The organism is Butyricicoccus sp. AM78-15b2TA (assembly GCF_027665985.1).
Classification (GTDB): domain Bacteria; phylum Bacillota; class Clostridia; order Oscillospirales; family Butyricicoccaceae; genus Agathobaculum; species Agathobaculum butyriciproducens.
The window spans coordinates 115,618-135,742 of sequence record NZ_JAQEHY010000004.1; the positions used below are offsets into that span (position 1 = coordinate 115,618).

Sequence of the window (20,125 nt, forward strand, 5' to 3'; positions counted from 1 at the left end):
GCAGAAAGACGCTGAGAGTTTCTCGGCGTCTTTTTTGTTTCGGATGAAGAATTGAGAATGTCTGAATTTTCAGAATGTTCACATTTGGACGATTGACGTTCGCTCGCTTTCGGTCTATTATAGTTTACAAGTAAACCGTTTGCTGAAAGGAGGACACCGCATGCCCGGCTCTCCCCATGATTTTGCCGCCGATGCGTTCCACGCGGGTCAGCTGTACCGCAGCTGCTTCCGCGAGCTGACCGAAAACTGCGGCTTTACGCCAAATGAGATGTTCGTGCTGCTGTTTCTGTACCGCAACGCGCCCGAGCAGGACACCGCAACTGTTATTGCACAGGCGTGGAACGTTTCCAAGCCGCTGGTGACGCGCAGTGTGGACGGACTGCAGAGACGCGGTCTGCTCTACTGCGTACGCGACGAGAACGACCGCCGTCTGGTGCACCTGCACCTGTCTGATGAAGGACACGCTGCTGCCAAAACGCTCCATCACCGCTGTGAAACCTTTGCGCTGACACTGCAGCAGGGTATCTCCGAGCAGGAAATGCAGACCCTGTGTGGTGTGATGCGCAAGATGCAGCAAAACCTCAACGATTTACTCGAAAGGACGAAACTCACATGAATAACAACCCAAAAGGGACGAAAAACCCAAAAAAACCGCTGATCTTCTATTATGCGGTCATGCTGCTCGTGCTTATGATGCTCAACTGGCTGCTGTTTCCGAGCCTGCTGCAGCGGCAGGTTACCGAGGTCGGCTACGACGAGTTTATCGCCATGGTGGACGACGGCAAGGTGCAGACCATCGCCTACGACAAGCAGGATCAGGAAATTACCTTTGAGGCCACCAATGACAAGGGCAAGGACGCGCTCTACAAGACCGGCATTTTCCCGGATGACGAGCTGGTCGGCCGCTTGCTGAAGGCCAATGTCAAGTTTGCTGCCGAGATTCCGACCCAGACCTCTCCCATGCTGAGCATGCTCATCAGCTACGTTGTGCCAATTGTACTCATTATCGCGGTCGGTCAGTGGCTGCAGAAAAAGATGATGAAGAACATGGGCGGCAACATGATGAGCTTCGGCAAATCCAACGCCAAGATTTACGCCGAGACCGAGACCGGCAAGACCTTTGCCGATGTTGCCGGTCAGGATGAAGCCAAGGAGGCCCTCACCGAGATCGTAGACTTCCTGCACAACCCGAACAAGTACGCTTCCATCGGCGCCAAGCTGCCCAAGGGCGCGCTGCTGGTCGGCCCTCCGGGCACCGGCAAGACCTTGCTGGCGAAGGCCGTTGCCGGTGAAGCGCATGTGCCGTTCTTCTCCATCTCCGGCTCGGAGTTCGTCGAAATGTTCGTCGGCATGGGCGCGGCCAAGGTGCGCGATCTGTTCAAGCAGGCCAGCGAAAAAGCACCGTGCATCGTGTTCATCGACGAGATTGATACCATCGGTAAAAAGCGCGACGGCGCAGGCATGGGCGGCAACGATGAGCGCGAGCAGACGCTCAACCAATTGCTGACCGAGATGGACGGCTTTGACGGCACCAAGGGCGTCGTTATTCTGGCGGCGACCAACCGTCCGGAGTCGCTTGACCCGGCTCTGCTGCGTCCGGGCCGTTTTGACCGCCGCATTCCGGTGCAGCTGCCCGATCTGCAGGGTCGTATCGCAATTTTGAAGGTGCACGCTAAGGATGTTCACATGTCCGGCAATATCGACTTTAACTCGATTGCCCGCGCAACCTCCGGCGCTTCCGGTGCTGACCTCGCCAACATTATCAACGAGGCGGCTCTGCGTGCCGTTCGTCTCGGACGCAACAGTGTCATTCAGGCCGATCTGGATGAGAGCGTCGAGACCGTCATTGCCGGTGCGCAGCGCAAGAACGCCGTACTCAGCGCCAAGGAGAAGGAGATCGTTGCGTATCACGAAATCGGTCACGCACTGGTGGCTGCCAAGCAGACCGACTCCGCGCCTGTCACCAAGATTACCATTGTGCCGCGCACCTCGGGTGCACTCGGCTACACCATGCAGGTGGATGAGGGCGAGCACAATCTGATGAGCAAGGACGAGCTGCTGAACAAGGTGGCAACGCTCACCGGCGGCCGTGCAGCCGAGGAGCTGATTTTCGGCTCGATTACGACCGGTGCATCCAACGACATCGAGCAGGCCACCAAGCTGACGCGCTCGATGATCACGCGCTACGGCATGAGCCGCAAGTTCGATATGGTTGCGCTCGAGACCGTGACGAATCAGTATTTGTCGGGCGATACCGCGCTCGCCTGCTCGGCGGAGACCGCTGCGAAGATTGATGAGGAAGTGATTGCCACCGTCAAGACCGCGCATGAGAAGGCCATCGGCATCCTGCAGAATAATATGGATGCCCTGCACCGTCTGGCGCACTTCCTTCTGGAAAAAGAAACCATCACCGGCGAAGAATTTATGGATCTGCTGCATAAATCCGAGTAAATCTGCGCAAAAGGAAACCCTCTCTCGTAATGAGAAAGGGTTTCCTTTTGCCTATACCCACAACAAGGAACAGACCAGAAAGAGAGGGCGGACACATTGGTCCGCCCCTAAGCATATACAATTATATTTATCTGAGCGACAGAATCTCTGCCGGATGTTCAAACCTCATATCCGACATTAACTTCTCCGCCTCGGAGCACCCCCACAAGGCGAGGACGCTCTTGACGCCTGCACTTTTCGCGCACTGCATATCATATTCGCTGTCACCGATATAGACGGCGTCCTCGGGTTTACAGCCGAACCGACGCAGACACTCAAGCAGAGCGTCCGGCGCAGGCTTGGGATGCTCGACATCATCCGCGCAGATAATCTCATCAAACCACGGCGTGAAGCCAATGGGTTCAATCCCCTGCTTGAGCTGCAAACGTGTCCGCGAGGTGACAATGCCACACGAACAGCCGGATTTTCTGAGTTCCTCTATCGTTTCAGGAATGCCGTCGTACATCGAGATTTCGTCCAGACGGTCATACGCCAGCGCTTCCCAGCGAGCCATGATTGGCTCAACCCGCTCGGCCGGAATGCCTAATTTCGCCAATGCGCGTCTGCCGGGCATACCGAAGGAGAAGATCAGCTGCTCGTAGGTGAACTCATAGCCGAACTCGGCAAGTGCAGTGTGCATGGCCCACTGATCTACCTTTGAGGAGTCGATCAGCGTGCCGTCAATGTCAAAAACAAAGTATTTCATGTGGTTTCCTCCATCTTTTTCGCCAAGGTAAATAACCCTCGGGTATAGTCCTGCTCGAAGGACTGAGACAGCTCTATGGTCGGCATAGCCTGCTCCGGCAGCGCCTGCGCACAGCTTTCGCGTATCCGCGCTGCCTTATCGGTCAGACGGGAATCGGCATACAGCACCACCCTGTCCGGATTGATGAGCGCCGCACAGCCGCAGATGACCTTGGTGAAATAGTCGCTTATATCCGCGCCTGCAAAGTGATTCTGCGCGTATTCGAGATTGTGTTCGATTGGAAGATAATGCAGTTCGCCGGCAAAGCCTGCGGCACCGCCCCAGACCTTTCCGTTCAGCACGATACCTGCGCCTGCACCCAGCTTGCCGATGTAAATGCACACAGCGGCTTTCGGTGCGGGCGTGTACTGCGCCGCGTAGCCTGCAGCCACGACCTGCATATCACGGGCCGCCATGCACGGCAGACCGGTTTTATCGTGAAGATACGCACTAAGGCTTACGCCCCGCAGCTCGGGGTAGCCGAAACTCTCGGTGACGATGCCGTTATGCATTGTTCCGGCAAAGCCGAGCATCACCGCTGCAAGCCGCGGGTAACGCGCCCTAACACGCATCAGAAGCGTGTCGAGAAATTCGCGCACATCGCCGGAGCAGGTCTGCTGTTCCTGTTCGAGTGATGTGCCGTCGAGGTCACACACAAACCAGTGCAGCGTGTCCTGCTCCAGTCGCAGACACAGGAACAGCCGGTACTGCGGGTTCAGCCGGTACTGCATGGCGCAGCGTCCGCCGGTGGAGGCTGCCGTGCCGATTTCTTGCGCTTCTCCGCGCTCAACCATCTCATCCACAATGCGGCTGACGGTCGGAAAGCTGAGATGTGTCAGCCGCGCAAGATCGTTCTTGCCGGCAGAGCCGTGCTGCATCGCCTGCCGAAGCAGAGCCGTGTTCTCCCGCTTGAGTTTTCCTGTGTCTGCCATGGTGCACCTCTTTTCAAAACACTTTTTAATAGTGCGTTAATTTCTACATACAGTATATCCTCTGTGGGCGGTTCTGTCAATGCTGAATTAGCAATTAAGCGTTAGGAATTAACGTGAGGGTTTATTTGCTGCGTAATATTGTCCTTTCCATTCCACCCATAATATGTTATACTGTTCGCAAAGGAAGGAGGAGACAAAAAATGTCCACTACAATTTCAATCTCGGTGATGTGCTCTGTGGGGAGCCTGACCTGCGGTATACTTTCACTTGTACTGCCGCTCATTGCACTGGCCAGACGAAAAAACGCGCTGCCATTTGCAGCGGTCAGTATGGGTTTGTGCTCACTGGCGTTGCTCGGGCAGATTTTCGAGTACAATGTCCGCGTATATGCACAGGATTTCAGCGCCCTTCTGGATACATCGTTCGCTATTCGGTTCTGCGCAGTCGTACTGTTCCTGTTGGCGGCTGTTGTAAATGCAGGCGTATGCATATACCAGATGAAACACAGCGTAAAATAACACCCGCAACATCAATTTACCATGGAAAATACATAATAAAACCGCCTTTTCAGGCGGTTTTATTATTTTAACAAGGTCTTACATCTGCCGGTTTAAGACGGATTGACCTTGCAGGTCTGACAAGATTTGAAACTCACGTTTGTCACTCCCTTTAGGTCTATGCAGATGGGTTAGCGGCGATGCGCAAAGCCAGCGTCCCCTATGGTATACCTTTAATAGCAAGATAGAATCATGTGAAGAAGGATAAATCGCTACGTCATCTTCACTATCCGATCTCCACTCTTAATTACTCCGTTGATTTCCGCTTCGGCAGATTGAAGTCAAGCCCGGTGAGCATTTTCACAATCCACAGCAGGAACAGCAGTACGAGCACCGGCAGCACACACGAGGTAACGATTAGCACGGCGAGTGCCTCCATAACATTGCTGAGCAGTTTTTCAAACTTTTCCGTCACACCGGAGACCGCATTCTGTACCGAGGACGTGATATCCGACCAGAAACCGTTCTTTTCGCTGTCTGAATCCGAGTCCGAACCCGCACTGGTATCGATATCATCCGCTGCACTTTGCGCGTCCTCAATGGTCTGCGACAGAGAGGTTTCATAGGTGGCCTCGATCATGCGCGATACTGTGATGCCTCCCGGAACAGCAAGCCAAACCGCCATGCCGAACAGCGCCAGCTTGAATGCGAGTTTCGCCAGAATCTCACTGCTGCGGAACTGACGAACGATGAGCAGCACGCACGCTGCCGGTAAAATAAACCGAAAAACCGCGTATCCGGTAATGGTGAGCAGATATTTTTCTAACATAATGGCACACAGCACGATCAGAAAATCCGACGTGAGATCAGCCAGCTTTTCTGCGATGGCGCTGCCTGTGTCTCCCGGCAGAGCCGAAACAGCTGCGGACGCTGCCGTGGAAGCCGCAGTCAGCTTCATCACCGTCGCCTGTTTTTCGTTTAAGTATTCAATGCTCGTCCGGTGCGTCTCCGGTGAGGACTGCCATCCCGAGATACCGAAAAAGCACCCGAGTCCGATCATCAGCAGCAGCACACACGAAACGATTCGCTTTGTCAGTTCGTTCATTTTATCCCTCATCTCTATTAGAAAACCCCCAACGGTCAGACAGACTAACGATTGGGGGTTGCTCACACTTATATGATTACTTGCTCCAGGCTGCCTTGGCTGCGCCTTCCTTGAATACCTCGTGGAAGCCCTTGACATTGGCTGCAATGTCACCGCCGAACACGGCAGAACCTGCTACGATAACGTCTGCACCGGCGGCTACGATGTCGGCGGTATTGTTCAGCTTTGCACCGCCGTCAATCTCCAGCTCGCACTTATAGCCATTCTTCTGGATTTCCGTGCGGACAGCCTTGATTTTGTCCATGCACTCCGGGATAAAGCCCTGACCGCCAAAGCCCGGCTCAACGGTCATGATGAGCACCATATCGCAATACGGCAGCAGCGGGAACAGCACCTCAGCGGGGGTTTTCGGCTTGATAACGCAGGCTGCCTTGACACCGGCTGCGCGGATTTTCTTCAGCTGCTCGAGCGTATCACCGTTGGACTCGTAGTGTACGGTGATGATATCCGAGCCGGCCTTGATGAAGTCGTCCAGATACTGGTCGGGGTCCGAGATCATCAGATGTACATCGAGCACCTTGTCGGTCGCCCTGCGCAGCGCCTTAACCACCGGAGCGCCGATGGTGATATTCGGCACGAAGTGACCGTCCATAACGTCAACGTGAACATATTCCGCACCGGCATCGGTGGCAATTTTAATATCGCGTGCAAGATTTGCAAAATCTGCGGACAGAATAGACGGTGAGAGCTTGATTTCCATGACAGTTCCTCCTGTAACCGCAGAGTATTCCGCGGCATAATTTGATACCAGACGCGCCTGTATGCTCAACCGGTTTGCACGGCGCCGTCTTTTTGAATACGAGGGCGGCATGCACGGTCGCCCTCCTCTTGACTTACATTATATCACACCTCTTTGGAAATTGAAAGAAAAGAGTGTGGAGTGGAGATAACATAACGTTTTCATCTTCTTCACACCGCTGCATCTTGTCACATCCTGCGGCTGCCATTTTTAATACGATATAACCATACGAAGAAGGCTGCACCCCCATCAATCACTGCTTACGAATGCCTGATTACTAATTTGTTCTAACGGTATAGAAAACTTCTCCATCGAAATCAACAATATTTTGTCGCCCTCACCGATTGATTTATCTGTGTGAAAAATGTAGAATAGAAGTATCATGCAATAAAGGAGCGAACACGATCATGAGCGTCAATCGTTGTTATTCCGAGAAAAAAAACGGCTTCGATGTCGAAGCACGCAGCCTGTTCTCCAGCCTGCACGACCTGTTGGAAATCAAAAACCTGACTCATGTGCGCTATCTCTGCCGCTACGACGCAGAGGGACTTGCACCTGAGACCTACGAGAAGGCAAAAGGCATCGTATTCTCCGAGCCTATGGCTGATGTGTGCTACGACGAGGACTTTCCCCGTCCGGAAGGCGCTCACACCATCCTTGCGGTAGAGCCGCTGCCCGGTCAATTCGATCAGCGCGCCGATTCCTGCGCACAGTGCATCCAGCTGCTCACCGGCGGCGAACGCCCGACCGTTGCAGCCGCTAAAATTTACGTTCTGGAAGGCGAACTCACCGCTGAGGACATGGACAAGATCCGCGGCTATCTGATTAACCCCGTAGACACCCGCGAGGCTTCGATGGCTAAGCCTGCAACCCTCAAGGTAGAGTACGCTATCCCGACCAGCGTGGCATCGGTTGTCGGCTTTACTCACATGGACGAGACGGCTCTCTCTGACCTGCTGCATAATATGGGTCTGGCGATGGATCTGGACGACCTCAAGTTCCTGCAGACCTACTTCCGCGACACCGAAAAGCGCGACCCGACCATCACCGAGGTTCGCATGGTCGATACTTATTGGTCCGACCACTGCCGCCACACCACCTTCCTCACCCAGATCGATGACGTAAAGTTCGAGGATCAGATGGTGCAGGACGCATTTGACCGCTACATGGCTGCCCGCGTAGAAGTCTACGGCGAGGAAAAGGCTGCGAAGCGTCCGGTAACGCTGATGGACATGGGTACGATCGCGGCTAAGGTGCTCAAGAAGCGCGGCTACCTGAAGAACATCGACGAGTCCGAGGAGATCAACGCCTGCTCCATTAAGGTAAAGGCGCTCGTGAACGGTCACTACGAGGACTGGCTGCTCATGTTCAAGAACGAAACCCACAACCACCCGACCGAGATCGAGCCGTTCGGCGGCGCTGCCACCTGTCTCGGCGGTGCGATCCGTGACCCGCTGTCCGGTCGCTCCTACGTTTATCAGGCAATGCGCGTAACCGGCGCGGGCGACCCGACCGTGCCGCTCTCTGAAACCCTCGAGCACAAGCTGCCGCAGCGCAAGCTGTGCCAGACCGCTGCTGCGGGCTACTCCTCCTACGGCAACCAGATCGGCCTTGCGACCGGCCTCGTACACGAGATCTACCACCCAGGCTATGTCGCAAAGCGCATGGAGATCGGCGCTGTTGTCGGTGCGGCTCCGCTGGAGAACGTCATCCGCGAGGTACCCGAGCCGGGCGACATCGTCATCCTGCTCGGCGGCAAGACCGGCCGTGACGGCTGCGGCGGCGCTACCGGCTCCTCTAAGAAGCACACTGAGGAGTCCCTTGAGACCTGCGGTGCTGAGGTTCAGAAGGGCAATCCGCCTGAGGAGCGCAAGATTCAGCGTCTGTTCCGTGACGGCAATGTCACCCGCATGATCCGCCGCTGCAACGATTTCGGTGCGGGCGGTGTTTCGGTTGCCATTGGCGAGCTGGCCGACGGCCTTGACATCGACCTGAATGCCGTACCGAAGAAGTACGACGGTCTGGACGGCACCGAACTGGCCATCTCCGAGTCGCAGGAGCGCATGGCTGTCGTTGTCCGTGCAAAGGACGTAGACGCCTTTATTGCCGCAGCTGCCAAGGAGAATATCGAGGCTGTTGTCGTAGCCACCGTTACCGACAAGAATCGCCTGTGCATGACCTGGAACGGTGTTAAGATCGTGGATGTTCCCCGTGATTTCCTCAACACCAATGGCTGCTCCAAGCACGTTGACGCAGAGGTTGGCGCACTGCCGACTCCGTCCATCTCCTGTGCTCCGGCAGGCAATTCCGAAAAGGAAAAGCTGCTGAACCACGCCTCTACCCTCGGCATCTGCCTCGAGCGCGGTCTGGTCGAGCGTTTCGACGGCTCCATCGGCGCAAGCTCGGTATTCATGCCCTTCGGCGGCAAGTATCAGCTGACCCCGACGCAGGTCATGGCGGCTACCATGCCGGCACTGAACGGTCAGTGCGAAACCGCCTCTGTCATGGCGTTCGGCTTTGACCCCTACTTCACCGAGCAGAACCCGTATCTCGGCGCATCCTCCGCGGTAATCGAGTCTGTAGCCAAGCTGGTTGCTGCCGGCTGTGACTTTGAGACCGCATACCTCACCTTCCAGGAGTATTTCGAGCGTCTCGGCAAGGATCCGAAGCGTTTCGGCAAGCCGCTGTCCGCCCTGCTGGGCGCGTACACCGCACAGGAGAACCTGTGTCTGGCAGCCATCGGCGGCAAGGACTCCATGTCCGGCTCGTTCGACGATATGGACGTACCGCCCACGCTGGTTTCGTTCGCCATCGCGCCGCAGGACGCTTCCCGCCTGATCTCTCCTGAGTTCAAAGCGGCAGGCCATCCGGTTTACTTCTTCGACGCACCGTACAATCAGGACGGCACGCCGGATTACACCACGCTCAAGTTCATGTGGAACGAGGTCGCAAACCTGATTGCGTCCGGCAAGGCGGTTTCCGCGTGGGCGCTGTCCACCGGCGGTATTGCTGAGGGCGTGTGCAAAATGGCGCTCGGCAACAAAATTGGCTTTAAGATGGACGATTCCTTCCCGTCTGACGCGCTGTACCTCAAGAACTTCGGCGGCATTCTGATCGAAGCCGCATCCGAACTCCCGGCTTACTGGCTGGTCGGCTATACCACCGACGATGAGAAGATCACGGTTGCTGGTGAGTCCGTAGCGCTCGACGAGCTGACGAATGCCTTCGAGGGCAAGCTCGAGAGCGTGTTCCCGACCAAGGCGGCTGCTTCCGACGAGCATCTGACCAAGGTTTCCTTTACCGAGCGCAATGCTGCCGCTCCGGCGGTCAAGAGCGCAAAGCCGCTGGCTGTTATTCCGGTATTCCCCGGCACCAACTGCGAGTACGACACCGCCCGTGCGGTCGAGAATGCAGGCGGCGCAGCTGAGATTGTCGTTGTCCGCAACTTCTCCACAGATGCCCTCCGCGAGAGCGCAGAGCAGCTCGAAAACTCCATCCGTAAGGCGCAGATGGTTATCCTGCCGGGCGGCTTCTCCGGCGGTGACGAGCCGGACGGTTCCGGTAAGTTCATTGCGTCCTTCCTGCGCGACGCAGGCATCAAGGATAGCATCCACGAGCTGCTGAACAAGCGCGACGGTCTGATGCTCGGCATCTGCAACGGCTTCCAGGCGCTCATTAAGCTGGGGCTGGTTCCCTACGGCGAAATTCGTGACGAGATGACCGGCGACGACCCGACGCTGACCTTCAACCTCATCGGCCGCCACCAGAGCCGCTACGCGACCACCCGCGTTGCGTCGGTTAAGTCTCCGTGGCTGTCCTCCTGCAATGTCGGCGACCTGCACTCCATCGCGTTCTCGCACGGCGAGGGCCGCTTCGTAGCGCCGCAGAACGTCATTGACGACCTGATTAAGAACGGTCAGGTAGCGTTCCAGTACACCGATCTGAACGGTGATCCGTCCATGGACATCGCGTGGAACCCGAACGGCTCCATGTGCGCCATCGAGGGCATCACCTCTCCGGACGGCCGTGTGCTCGGCAAGATGGGTCACACCGAGCGTTACAGCCCGTTTGTCGGCAAGAATATCTACGGCGAAAAGTATCAGCCGCTGTTTGCAAACGGCGTGAAATACTTTAAGTAAAGCCTGTGCAGAAAGCGCCCTCAACGAGGGCGCTTTCCTATCAATAAATACAATATGAAAAAGCGGTTAAAAAATACTATAAGCGCATAATGCAAGACATTTTAGGATATATCAGTTTATCCCCATATTGGCGGCAAATTCTACGAGATACTCCTGCATTTCCCCCCAATTATATTAGAGACTGCCGATCTCGCATAGTTCGATTGTCATCTTGCTCATATTTGCCAACGAAATAGACTTTCTTTCGGTATATATCGAACCGAGTTTGATCCTGTCAATAGTCACGAATGCTTGATCTTTGTATATGCGAACGACTCATTTTATTCGCATCTTTGTGCCGTTTCCCTCAATAATCTTGATTATTTATAACAGGAGCACCTACAACAGAAATTTATACAGAGCGTGGTTTCTATAACAGCTCCTATGAATTGTCTTTTCATGATCTATCCAAATATTCTTTAACGTCAAAGAACAAACTTGCAATCCAAAAACTTCGCAACTCACTTTCTTCCAATAACGAGGTGTTTTTATGAACCCCTGTGAGCACAAAGTCCAATACTATGAAACCGATGGCATGGGCATCGTCCACCACTCGAACTACATCCGCTGGTTCGAGGAGGCGCGCGTGGATCTGCTCGAGCAGCTCGGCTTCGGCTACGACCGCATTGAAGAGGCCGGTTACAGCGGTCCGGTGCTGGAGGTCTCCTGCCAGTACAAAACCATGTCGAAATTCGGCGAAACCGTGCGAATCGAAGCATCTATCACGCAGTACAACGGCGTACGCATGACGCTGCACTATGATGTCTACGACAAGGCGACCGGCACGCTGCGCTGTACCGGCGACAGCCGCCATTGCTTTATCAACGTCGAGGGCAAACCGGCTATCCTCAAGCGGTGCTGGCCGGAGTTTGACGCGGCATTGGCTGCAAATATTGTCAAAGAGTAAAAAAACCGTCATCTCTGCATTTTAGATGACGGTTTTTGCCTGCGTTATCCTTTATTTTCCACGCCGGTCAAGTCCTGAACAACTTCACCTGCGATGATAAGACCCGCAACAGCAGGCACAAACGCAGTGCTGCCCGGAACCTGTCGGCGCTGTGTGCATTTTCTGGCAGTGCCCGGCGGGCAGATGCAGTTCTGGCGGCAGCTGATCGCCATATCGTCGATGGGCGTCATAGCCGGCTCCTTGGAGTACACGACCTTGAGCTTGCGGATGCGACGCTTGCGCAGCTCGTAGCGCATAACACGCGCGAGCGGACAGCCGGAGGTCTTATAAATATCCGTCACCTCCAGCTTGTCAGCGTGAATCTTGTTGCCCGCACCCATGCAGCTGATGATGCGCGTACCGGCCTTGGTTGCCTGCTCGATCAGCTCGAGCTTGCCGGTTACGGTGTCGATCGCATCCACAACGTAGTCATACTGGGTGAAATCGAACTGAGAGGCGGTCTCAGGCGTGTAAAAAGTTTTGTAAACGTTGACCTTGCAGTCCGGATTGATATCGTGAATACGCTCGGCAGCGGCCTCTACTTTGTACTGACCGACCGTCCTGCGGGTAGCGATGATCTGGCGATTGATGTTGGTCAGGCACACCTTATCATCGTCGATGAGGTCAAGTGTGCCGACACCCGAACGCGCCAACGCTTCTACTGTGTAGCCGCCTACACCGCCGATGCCGAATACCGCAACACGCGCGTTGTACAGGCGCTCCATGCCCTGCTTGCCAAGCAGCAGCTCGGTTCTCGAAAATTGATTGAGCAAGTTTTTTCTCCCTTTCGTGCAGTTTTTCGCTTAATTATAAGTATAACGGGGAATGCCTACTGTGTCAATAGGAAAGCTGTTGTTTCCCTGCACCGATTGACCGAGGCCGAACTGCGCAGGTGGGTTCGCCCCTGACGGGCGGTGTGTTTTTCACTGAGATTCACGCCACCCACAGGGACAGCGGGAACGTCGCGGCGCCCGCCGCGTGGCAAAAAGGAAGGGACACCTACGTTTTCCCTTCCTCTTTGGACTCCTACCTTTCCCTTGTTTGATAGCCCGGCGCAGATTGCCTACATGTGACCGCTTCGAAATTGGGAACGGCAGAGGATTTTTACTACCGTGTCTTTCGAAACCTGTTCGCAGGATCAGATACATTACTGCTACACAGACCGGAAAGTCTCCGCAGGCGCAACACAAGGTGAATTGCCCGCAGGGCAAGAGAGGGTCCCCTGGGGGATACCCGTGTTGCGCAATTCTTTAACACGTTATACTGCACGGCACCTACGGATTAGGCATTGTGTAGCGGTAATCTATCTGTGAACTGCGAATATGTTGCGAAACAAACGCTGTGGTAACCCGACTGCCGTTCCCCTATTCCGAAGCGGTCGCCGATCTCTGGTCTGCGCCAGGCTCGGAAACAAAAGGAAACGGGAGTTAAGAGGGTAGAAACCGTAGGTGTCTACCCTCTTGCCCACCGCGCGGGCGCGGCGTCAGCGCAGTTACACTCGCTTCCAAGCGACCAATGCAACTCCTGCCGAGATAAACTCCGTTACCCAGAACGCATGCCAGACGCCATTCGCACCCATAATCTTACACAGCACGACCGCGATCGGCAGAATGACCACGGTATACCGGCACAGTGAAATCACGAGTGACGCCGTACCCTTTCCGAGTCCTTCCAGTGCGCCGGATGCCGTAACCGAAACTGCCGAAACAAGAAATCCCACACAGATAATGCGCAGCGCATGTGCACCGATAGCCACCGTCCGGACATTTTCGGTGAAAAGTGCCATCAGCGGAGACGCGAACGCCAGACACAGCACAGTGCCGATCATCATAATGCACGCACACAGCGCAAGCGCTACCTGAAAAATACGGCTGACGCGTTCCCGCTCACCCGCACCGTAGTTGTAACCGATCACCGGACGCATCCCCTGAATAATGCCGCTCGCAGGCAGATACAGGAAGGTCTGCAGCTTGTAATAGATGCCGAGCACGACCACATACGCCTGACTGAACCCCGCCAGCAGCGCATTCAGACACGAGATGAGCAATGACGGCAGCGCCAGATTGAGTGCTGCCGGAATGCCGACCGCATACAGCCGTGCCGTGATGCCTCGAGCGCCGTGCAGCCCCTTGCGTGTGATATGCACGGACACCGGCTGCAGCCGATATATCACCAGATAGAATGCCAGCGTTACCAGCTGGCCGATGCCGGTGGCGAGCGCCGCACCGCGCATGCCAAGCTGCGGGAACGGCCCGATACCGAAGATGAGCAGCGGGTCCAGCACGATATTTGTCACGCAGCCGAACAGCAGCGCCGTCATGGTCACCTGCATGCGGCCCATCGCCTGATAAATCTTCTCGAACGCGAGACCGACCATGATAATCACCGAGAACGCGAACGCAATAGACGCGTACTGCGTACCCATCTCCGCTACCTGCTCAGAATCCGTGAACAGCCGCAGGAAACGCGGCATGACGGTGATGCACACGATCATGCTCACCACGCCGTGGACAACTGAGCACGCAATACCGCGCGTCGCCGCCGCGTCTGCCTTGTCGATCTCACCGGCACCGAGATGATACGAAATCACTGCGTTGATGCCCACGCCGAAGCCGATAGCGAGCGCGTTTATCAAATTCTGCACCGGATAGACCAGTGACAGCGCTGTTATCGCGTCCTCTCCTATTTTTGCAACAAACAGGCTGTCGATGATGTTATACAGCGAGTTCACCAGCATGGAAACCACCATCGGCAGCGCCATTGAGAGCAACAGCGGCAGTATCGGCTTTTCCCGCATAAAGCGTTGGTTCACGTTCGGTTCCTCCCTTTTGTGCAAATAAAAAACCGCACGACCGGAATCCCGGTCGTGCGGCGAAAAAGAACATCTTGAGATGCTGTAAAAATCCACACAAATTTTAGTGAGATAAGTTTATCATAAAAGATGCGGAATTGTCAAGCCGTCAGTTAATCTCGGTCGGCAGATCGACATAGCTGTCCAGATCGGTCGGCAGCGTAATCTTGACCGCATCGCCGGTAGCGGTTACCTTAGCGGCTGCGTTCAGGGTTGCGCTGATGGTCTCGCCCTCTGCCGTAATATCAACCGTACCGGAAATCGCGGTATCGGTAAGCATGCCATTGACTGCCTTCGCGGTAACATTCATATCGCGGGTTTTGATAGAAACACCGTCCAGCATGCCGCCGAGCAGCTCGTCAAACAGGTCAGAGCTGAAGACACTGTTCATGTTGTACTTAACGGTCATACCGCCGTTGCCCTTAGTAATGCTCTCAATCGCGCTGACCGGAACAGAACTGTTCATAGCAGAAATCTCCATGCCGTTCAGCACATCATCAAAGGACATCGCCATTTTGTACTTGCCCTGTGCACCCATATCCATGTAGTAAGTGCCATTGGTGAAGTAATAGTTAATATCCTGCGAAATACTGGTATCGCCGCCGTTCGCCAAAGACGGGTCGATCGTCATGTTCAGCTTGCCGCCAAATGCCATCACGGACTTGTCCAGCTCCTTGAGGTTCATATCGGCCTTAATCGTCATCGGCATGGACATATCGAGCAGCTTGGTGGTGCCGAGTTTAACGCTTGCCTTGATGTTCATATCCATAGCCATCTTGGACTCCGCCGAGGTGTTCTTCGCAGCGGTGTTGAATGTGTCCGCGTCTGCGAAAAATGCGCCCAGAGAAGCAGCCTTGGTCTTGTCAACCGCACCGTCTGCAACCAGCTTATCGAGCAGAATGCTGTCACTGCCCTTGACATCGGTATCAAGCGCGGTCAGGCTCATTGCAACTACGTTGTCACGCAGGAAATTCTTGGTGCTGCAATTGACATCGTCCACCAGGCCAACCTGCTCACCGAAATCCAGTGCTTTGGCATAGGTAAAATCGCCCTTGGCATCCGAGTAGCCGAGTGCGCGCAGCAGGAACGTGGTATACATCTGTGCAGAGCACTTGCCGGTCGGGTTATAGGCAGTCTCACTCATGCCGTTGGCAAGGCCGTTATCGTACAGGTACTGCACATACGGCTTTTCCCAGCCCTTCAGATCGGTAAACGGTGCGGTGTAGGTCAGCTTTTCCGCCTCAGCCTCCTTGCCCAGCAGGCGGACCAGCATTGCCGAAGCCTCGGCACGGGTAGGTGCCTTGTCAAGCTGGTAACCCTGATTCGTGCCCTGGAACAGTCCCACGTCCTTCAGGCGGTCCGCACAGTTTGTGAAGTTCGCCGCACCGGCTGTTGCCGTAATGCCGGCAGCAACCAGCATGGATGCCAGTGCGATTCTCATCTTTTTCATATTATCTTCCTCCTTTTGATTGAAAAAGCCAATAGATTTTCTTTATTATAGCATGGTTCTTAGGAAAAGTAAACAACAATTCAGAAACGATGCGGCTATCTGATGCATGATTGCAAATCCGCGCAGAACATGGTAAACTAAAGGTGCTTTTTGTCGGTTGTTTTGCCTTTCTGACAGCAATTTTACCATACAGGGATGTTTGCTACATGGTTTTCAGCAGTCTGATTTTTCTATTTTTCTTTTTGCCGGCGGCGCTGTTCTGCTATTATATCGTGCCGCAGAAATTTATCCGAGTGCGGAACGCGGTGCTGCTTTTATTCAGCCTGTTCTTTTATTTCTACGGAGAGCCAAGGCTGATCGGCATGCTAATTTTTTCGATACTGATGAACTACCTGTTCGGTCTGTCCATGCGCAGTACATATAGAAAACCGCTGCTTATTTTGTGCGTTATCGCTAATCTGAGCCTGCTGGGTGTATTCAAGTATCTGAATTTCTTCATCAGCTCAGCGGACAGCCTGTTCGGACTGGGTATTCCGGTGCCGGATATCGTCATGCCGATCGGCATCTCGTTTTACACCTTTCAGGCGCTCAGCTACGTCATTGACGTATACCGCCGAGAGGTTCCGCCGCAGCACGATCCGTTTTCGCTGGCGCTATACGTTTCCATGTTCCCGCAGCTTATCGCAGGCCCGATCGTACGCTACCACGATGTCAACGTGCAGCTTGCCGTGCGAAAACACTCGTTTGCGCAGTTTTCCGAGGGTATCAGCCGCTTCCTGTTCGGGCTCAGCAAAAAGGTACTGCTGTCCAATGTGTTCGCGCAGATTGCGGACGGCGTATTCAAATATGCACCGAGCGAGCTGTCCGCTGCCGGTGCGTGGATGGGCGCGATTGGCTATACGCTGCAGATTTACTTCGATTTCTCCGGCTACTCGGATATGGCGATCGGTCTCGGCAAAATGTTCGGCTTTGCGTTCCTCGAAAACTTCAACTATCCGTACATCAGCAAGTCGGTCACCGAGTTCTGGCGCCGCTGGCATATCTCGCTGTCCACCTGGTTCCGCGACTATGTGTACATTCCGCTCGGCGGCAACCGGTGCTCGCCCGCACGGCATATTTTCAATCTGCTTGCCGTATGGACGCTGACCGGCTTCTGGCACGGTGCCAACTGGACATTTATGGCATGGGGTCTGTACTTCGGTATCCTGCTCATTCTGGAAAAGAAATTCCTCGCCGGATGGATTACGCGCCTGCCGTCCGTGCTGCAGCATGTCTATGCGCTGTTTTTTATCGTCATCGGCTGGGTGTTCTTCCGCAGCGATTCGATGGGACTGGCAGTGCAGTATCTCGGCAGCATGTTCACCTCGGCGGTGCCGCTCAACCGGTTCGTAATCGAATATCTGCTGCGGTTCTGGCCATACTTGCTGTTCGGTGTTGTATTGTCCGCGCCGGTGTTTCCGCGTCTCAAGGCCTCCCGTGTATGGCGCGTGCTGGAGTTTCCGGTGCTGGCTGTCCTGTTCACGCTGTGCCTGATGCGCCTGCTCGCCAGCAGCTACAACCCATTTATCTACTTCCGCTTCTGAGGAGGGTTGAGACATGAAAAACGCAAAGCATATTGTCAAAACCGTGCTGTTCTGCGGTACGCTGGTCGTTTTTTCGGCTGTCAGCGTATTCAGTCCGAAGGAAAAAGGCTCGTTTTACGAAAACCGCAGGCTGGCGGTCTTTCCGGTGCCGAGTGTCGATACCGTGCTGGACGGTACGTTTTTTCCCAATGTGGAAACCTATATCAGCGACCACTTTGCCTGCCGTGTTCCGCTGCTGCGGCTGAACGTCCGCAAGGAGCTTGCGCTGCACAATCCGGTCGTCAGCAACACGGTTATCGCGGGTGATACGCTGCTGCCCTATCACGGCAAGCCGCGCACCGATTACAACCATGAGGACATGCAGACCGTATTGGATGCGCTCTCGCAGGTAAACACGGTGTGTGAGACTGTCGGTGCAAGGTTTGTCTATCTGTCCATTCCCGAGCAGAGCAGTGCTTTGCGGTACAAATATCCGTCATACCTCACGTCCGGCACCTACACGGATGATTCCATGCGCACGGACTTCCTCGCCGGACTGGATGCACGCGGCATTGACTGCCTGAACATGGCGGACTATCTCTGTACCGATCCGGAGAAATATTACAGCAAAACCGACCATCACTACAACTTTTACGGCGCGTATGAGACCTATCTGTGCACTATGGAGCACCTGCAGACGCTCGGCATAGACGCACCTGTCACCACCGATGTGACCATCGAGCAAATTGAGCGGCCGTTTCTCGGTTCCCGCTCCCGCAAGCTGCTCGGCGAGTACCCCACGGATGACAAGCTGTACCGCTTCACGCTCGGCACACCCGTGCCCTTTACGCGAGAAGATAACGGCAAGCCGGTTTCCGGCACGGTGGTCAATGAGAATTTCAACAACGTGTACGATTACTACATGGGCGGCGACATTGGCGAAACCATTATCAAGACAAACCGTCCCGGTCTGCCGCGCGTGCTTGTCGTCGGCGATTCGTTCACGAATCCCTTGGAGGGTATCCTGTATACCTCGTGCGATGAAATGCGCAGTCTGGATTACCGCCACTATGACGGAGAGAATATCCTCGACTATATCGCAAAATATCAGCCTGATGTCGTGCTGTATGTCCGCGATGATCTGACCTGCATCACCACCGAAGGCAACGGCACGATGGGACTTGCGGAATAAAAAAGACACCCGGGGGTGTCTTTTTCAGGTAGACATGCGGTGCAATTGAGAACGGAAAATCCTTCTCGGGCTTTTACTTCAATTACTGCCAATCAAGCGGCTTCGGCTGCTCAAATGTAGTCGTTGGCTCACAGAAGACGTGCTCATGTGCACTCTTGAGGATGCACTCCATCACCTCAAGCGAATGCAGCGCCATCTCGCCGGAGGCACGCGGCTTGCGGCCCTCCTCGAGCGCGTAGACGAGATCCACCAGACCGATACCGCGCGGGTTCTCGGCATGGCTGACCGAATTGTACGGATGGCTGTTCGGCACGACCGGCCACGGCGCGTTTACGTTCTCCGGACGGCGCTCGGCATCCGCCCAGCGGTACTGGTCGGGCGTGCGCATGAGCGTATCGCCGCCGAACAGGTTGGGACCGGAAATCGGGTCCTTCTCGTCAATGAGAACGGTTCCCTCGGTACCGTAAATCTCCATACGCGGCAGCTCGGAATCCCAGACGTCAAAACTGCAGGTCAGCGTCACTTGTGCCCCGCACACAAACTCGAGAATCGCGTTAATATGAGTATCCACGTCCACCGGCAGCACCTGTCCCTTGCTCGGACCGGACGGCACAGTTCGCGTCTCCCCTGCCTTGGTGGCCATTGCGCAGACGCGCTTTACCGGGCCGAGCAGGCTGAGCAGCGCGGTGACGTAGTACGGCCCCATATCGTACAGCGGACCCGCACCCGGCTGATAGAAGAATGCCGGAGCCGGATGATGGAACTCGTGACCATGACCGACAAACCACGCGCCGCCGCCCGTGATGCGGCCCAGTCTGCCGCTGTCGATCAGCTCGCGGATGTTCTGCAAGCGACCGCCGAGGAAGGTGTCCGGCGCGCAGCCAATCAGCAGTCCCTTCTCCTTAGCAAGCGAAACAAGTTCCCTGCCCTGCTCAAACGTCATCGCCAACGGCTTCTCCGTGTAGACATGCTTGCCCGCCTTCAAGGCTGCCAGATTATACTCATAATGTGCCTGCGGCGTCGTCAGATTGAGGATAATGTCAATATCCGGGTCAGCGATCAGCTCCATACCGGAGGCGTATGCCTTGGGAATACCGTGCTCTGCCGCCTTTCGCTGTGCCTTCTCCAGTCCGCGTGAGGCACACGCCACCACCTCGACTGCGTCATACTTTTTCAGATTGTTCAGGTAAACATTGCTGATGTCGCCAATGCCGATTACACCAACGCGTAATTTCTTCATCTTATGTTCCTCCCTTTGCTCTTTGACCATATTATAAAAGGAATGCGGATGGTTGTCTTACAATATCTTGCGATTTCTTACAGGCAGGAGACAGGAGTTTCGATTGCGGTTTACCATCGTCCGCTCCTCACTCCTGCC

Annotated in this window: 15 protein-coding genes; 7 read left to right on the plus strand and 8 right to left on the minus strand. The window is 55.0% G+C overall.

Annotated elements, in window-relative coordinates; genetic code table 11:
* Positions 1–160 precede the first annotated feature (160 nt).
* Positions 161–616 carry a MarR family winged helix-turn-helix transcriptional regulator gene (locus PGS25_RS05615; RefSeq protein WP_118729819.1) on the plus strand — a complete coding sequence of 152 codons (456 nt, stop codon included), beginning with the start codon at positions 161–163 and terminating at the stop codon, positions 614–616.
* Positions 613–2,451: an ATP-dependent zinc metalloprotease FtsH gene (gene ftsH, locus PGS25_RS05620; RefSeq protein ID WP_270417939.1), complete on the plus strand. Its 1,839-nt coding sequence runs from the start codon at positions 613–615 to the stop codon at positions 2,449–2,451. Before PGS25_RS05615 ends, ftsH begins: the two co-directional genes overlap by 4 nt.
* Positions 2,452–2,578: 127 nt before the next feature.
* Here ftsH and PGS25_RS05625 read toward each other — a convergent pair whose 3' ends face one another.
* Together PGS25_RS05625 and PGS25_RS05630 are read right to left on the minus strand one after the other, a co-directional pair.
* Positions 2,579–3,196 (minus strand): HAD family hydrolase, encoded by a 618-nt coding sequence (locus PGS25_RS05625; protein ID WP_270417940.1) that lies wholly within the window; start codon positions 3,194–3,196, stop codon positions 2,579–2,581.
* A complete protein-coding gene (locus PGS25_RS05630; protein WP_270417941.1) occupies positions 3,193–4,167 on the minus strand; it encodes an ROK family protein in 975 nt (324 codons plus the stop codon). The genes PGS25_RS05625 and PGS25_RS05630 overlap by 4 nt, the downstream gene beginning before the upstream one ends.
* A 200-nt stretch (positions 4,168–4,367) precedes the next feature.
* Between PGS25_RS05630 and PGS25_RS05635 the strand changes: the two genes are divergently transcribed.
* Complete coding sequence (locus PGS25_RS05635) at positions 4,368–4,685, plus strand: hypothetical protein (protein ID WP_270417942.1); 318 nt, start codon at positions 4,368–4,370, stop codon at positions 4,683–4,685.
* Positions 4,686–4,971: 286 nt separating this feature from the next.
* Here PGS25_RS05635 and PGS25_RS05640 read toward each other — a convergent pair whose 3' ends face one another.
* Both PGS25_RS05640 and rpe read right to left on the minus strand, forming a co-directional pair.
* On the minus strand, positions 4,972–5,769 hold the full coding sequence (locus PGS25_RS05640; protein WP_270417943.1) for a hypothetical protein: 798 nt from the start codon (positions 5,767–5,769) through the stop codon (positions 4,972–4,974).
* Between the two features lie 76 nt (positions 5,770–5,845).
* Entirely contained in the window at positions 5,846–6,529 is a 684-nt protein-coding gene (rpe, locus tag PGS25_RS05645; RefSeq protein WP_270417944.1) for a ribulose-phosphate 3-epimerase, read from the minus strand.
* Between the two features lie 446 nt (positions 6,530–6,975).
* On the opposite strand from rpe, the gene PGS25_RS05650 reads away from it, so the two are divergent.
* Positions 6,976–10,707 carry a phosphoribosylformylglycinamidine synthase gene (locus tag PGS25_RS05650; RefSeq protein ID WP_270417945.1) on the plus strand — a complete coding sequence of 1,244 codons (3,732 nt, stop codon included), beginning with the start codon at positions 6,976–6,978 and terminating at the stop codon, positions 10,705–10,707.
* A 529-nt stretch (positions 10,708–11,236) separates the two neighbouring features.
* Positions 11,237–11,653, plus strand: a complete 417-nt coding sequence (locus PGS25_RS05655) for an acyl-CoA thioesterase (RefSeq protein ID WP_270417946.1) — start codon at positions 11,237–11,239, stop codon at positions 11,651–11,653.
* A gap of 44 nt (positions 11,654–11,697) precedes the next feature.
* Here PGS25_RS05655 and PGS25_RS05660 read toward each other — a convergent pair whose 3' ends face one another.
* The 3 genes from PGS25_RS05660 to PGS25_RS05670 form a co-directional block, all read right to left on the minus strand.
* Complete coding sequence (locus PGS25_RS05660; protein ID WP_270417947.1) at positions 11,698–12,465, minus strand: tRNA threonylcarbamoyladenosine dehydratase; 768 nt, start codon at positions 12,463–12,465, stop codon at positions 11,698–11,700.
* Between the two features lie 719 nt (positions 12,466–13,184).
* Positions 13,185–14,504, minus strand: coding sequence for an MATE family efflux transporter (locus PGS25_RS05665; RefSeq protein WP_270417948.1), 1,320 nt, complete (start codon positions 14,502–14,504; stop codon positions 13,185–13,187).
* A gap of 148 nt (positions 14,505–14,652) precedes the next feature.
* The gene (locus PGS25_RS05670; protein WP_270417949.1) at positions 14,653–15,993 is read right to left on the minus strand and encodes an S-layer homology domain-containing protein; all 1,341 of its coding nucleotides are present in this window, start codon (positions 15,991–15,993) and stop codon (positions 14,653–14,655) included.
* Between the two features lie 206 nt (positions 15,994–16,199).
* Here PGS25_RS05670 and PGS25_RS05675 point away from each other — a divergent pair, with 206 nt between their 5' ends.
* A complete protein-coding gene (locus PGS25_RS05675; protein ID WP_118480170.1) occupies positions 16,200–17,576 on the plus strand; it encodes an MBOAT family O-acyltransferase in 1,377 nt (458 codons plus the stop codon).
* Positions 17,577–17,589: 13 nt separating this feature from the next.
* Complete coding sequence (locus PGS25_RS05680) at positions 17,590–18,747, plus strand: alginate O-acetyltransferase AlgX-related protein (protein WP_270417950.1); 1,158 nt, start codon at positions 17,590–17,592, stop codon at positions 18,745–18,747.
* Between the two features lie 82 nt (positions 18,748–18,829).
* Here PGS25_RS05680 and PGS25_RS05685 read toward each other — a convergent pair whose 3' ends face one another.
* Positions 18,830–19,987 (minus strand): Gfo/Idh/MocA family protein, encoded by a 1,158-nt coding sequence (locus PGS25_RS05685; protein WP_110436725.1) that lies wholly within the window; start codon positions 19,985–19,987, stop codon positions 18,830–18,832.
* Positions 19,988–20,125 lie beyond the last annotated feature (138 nt).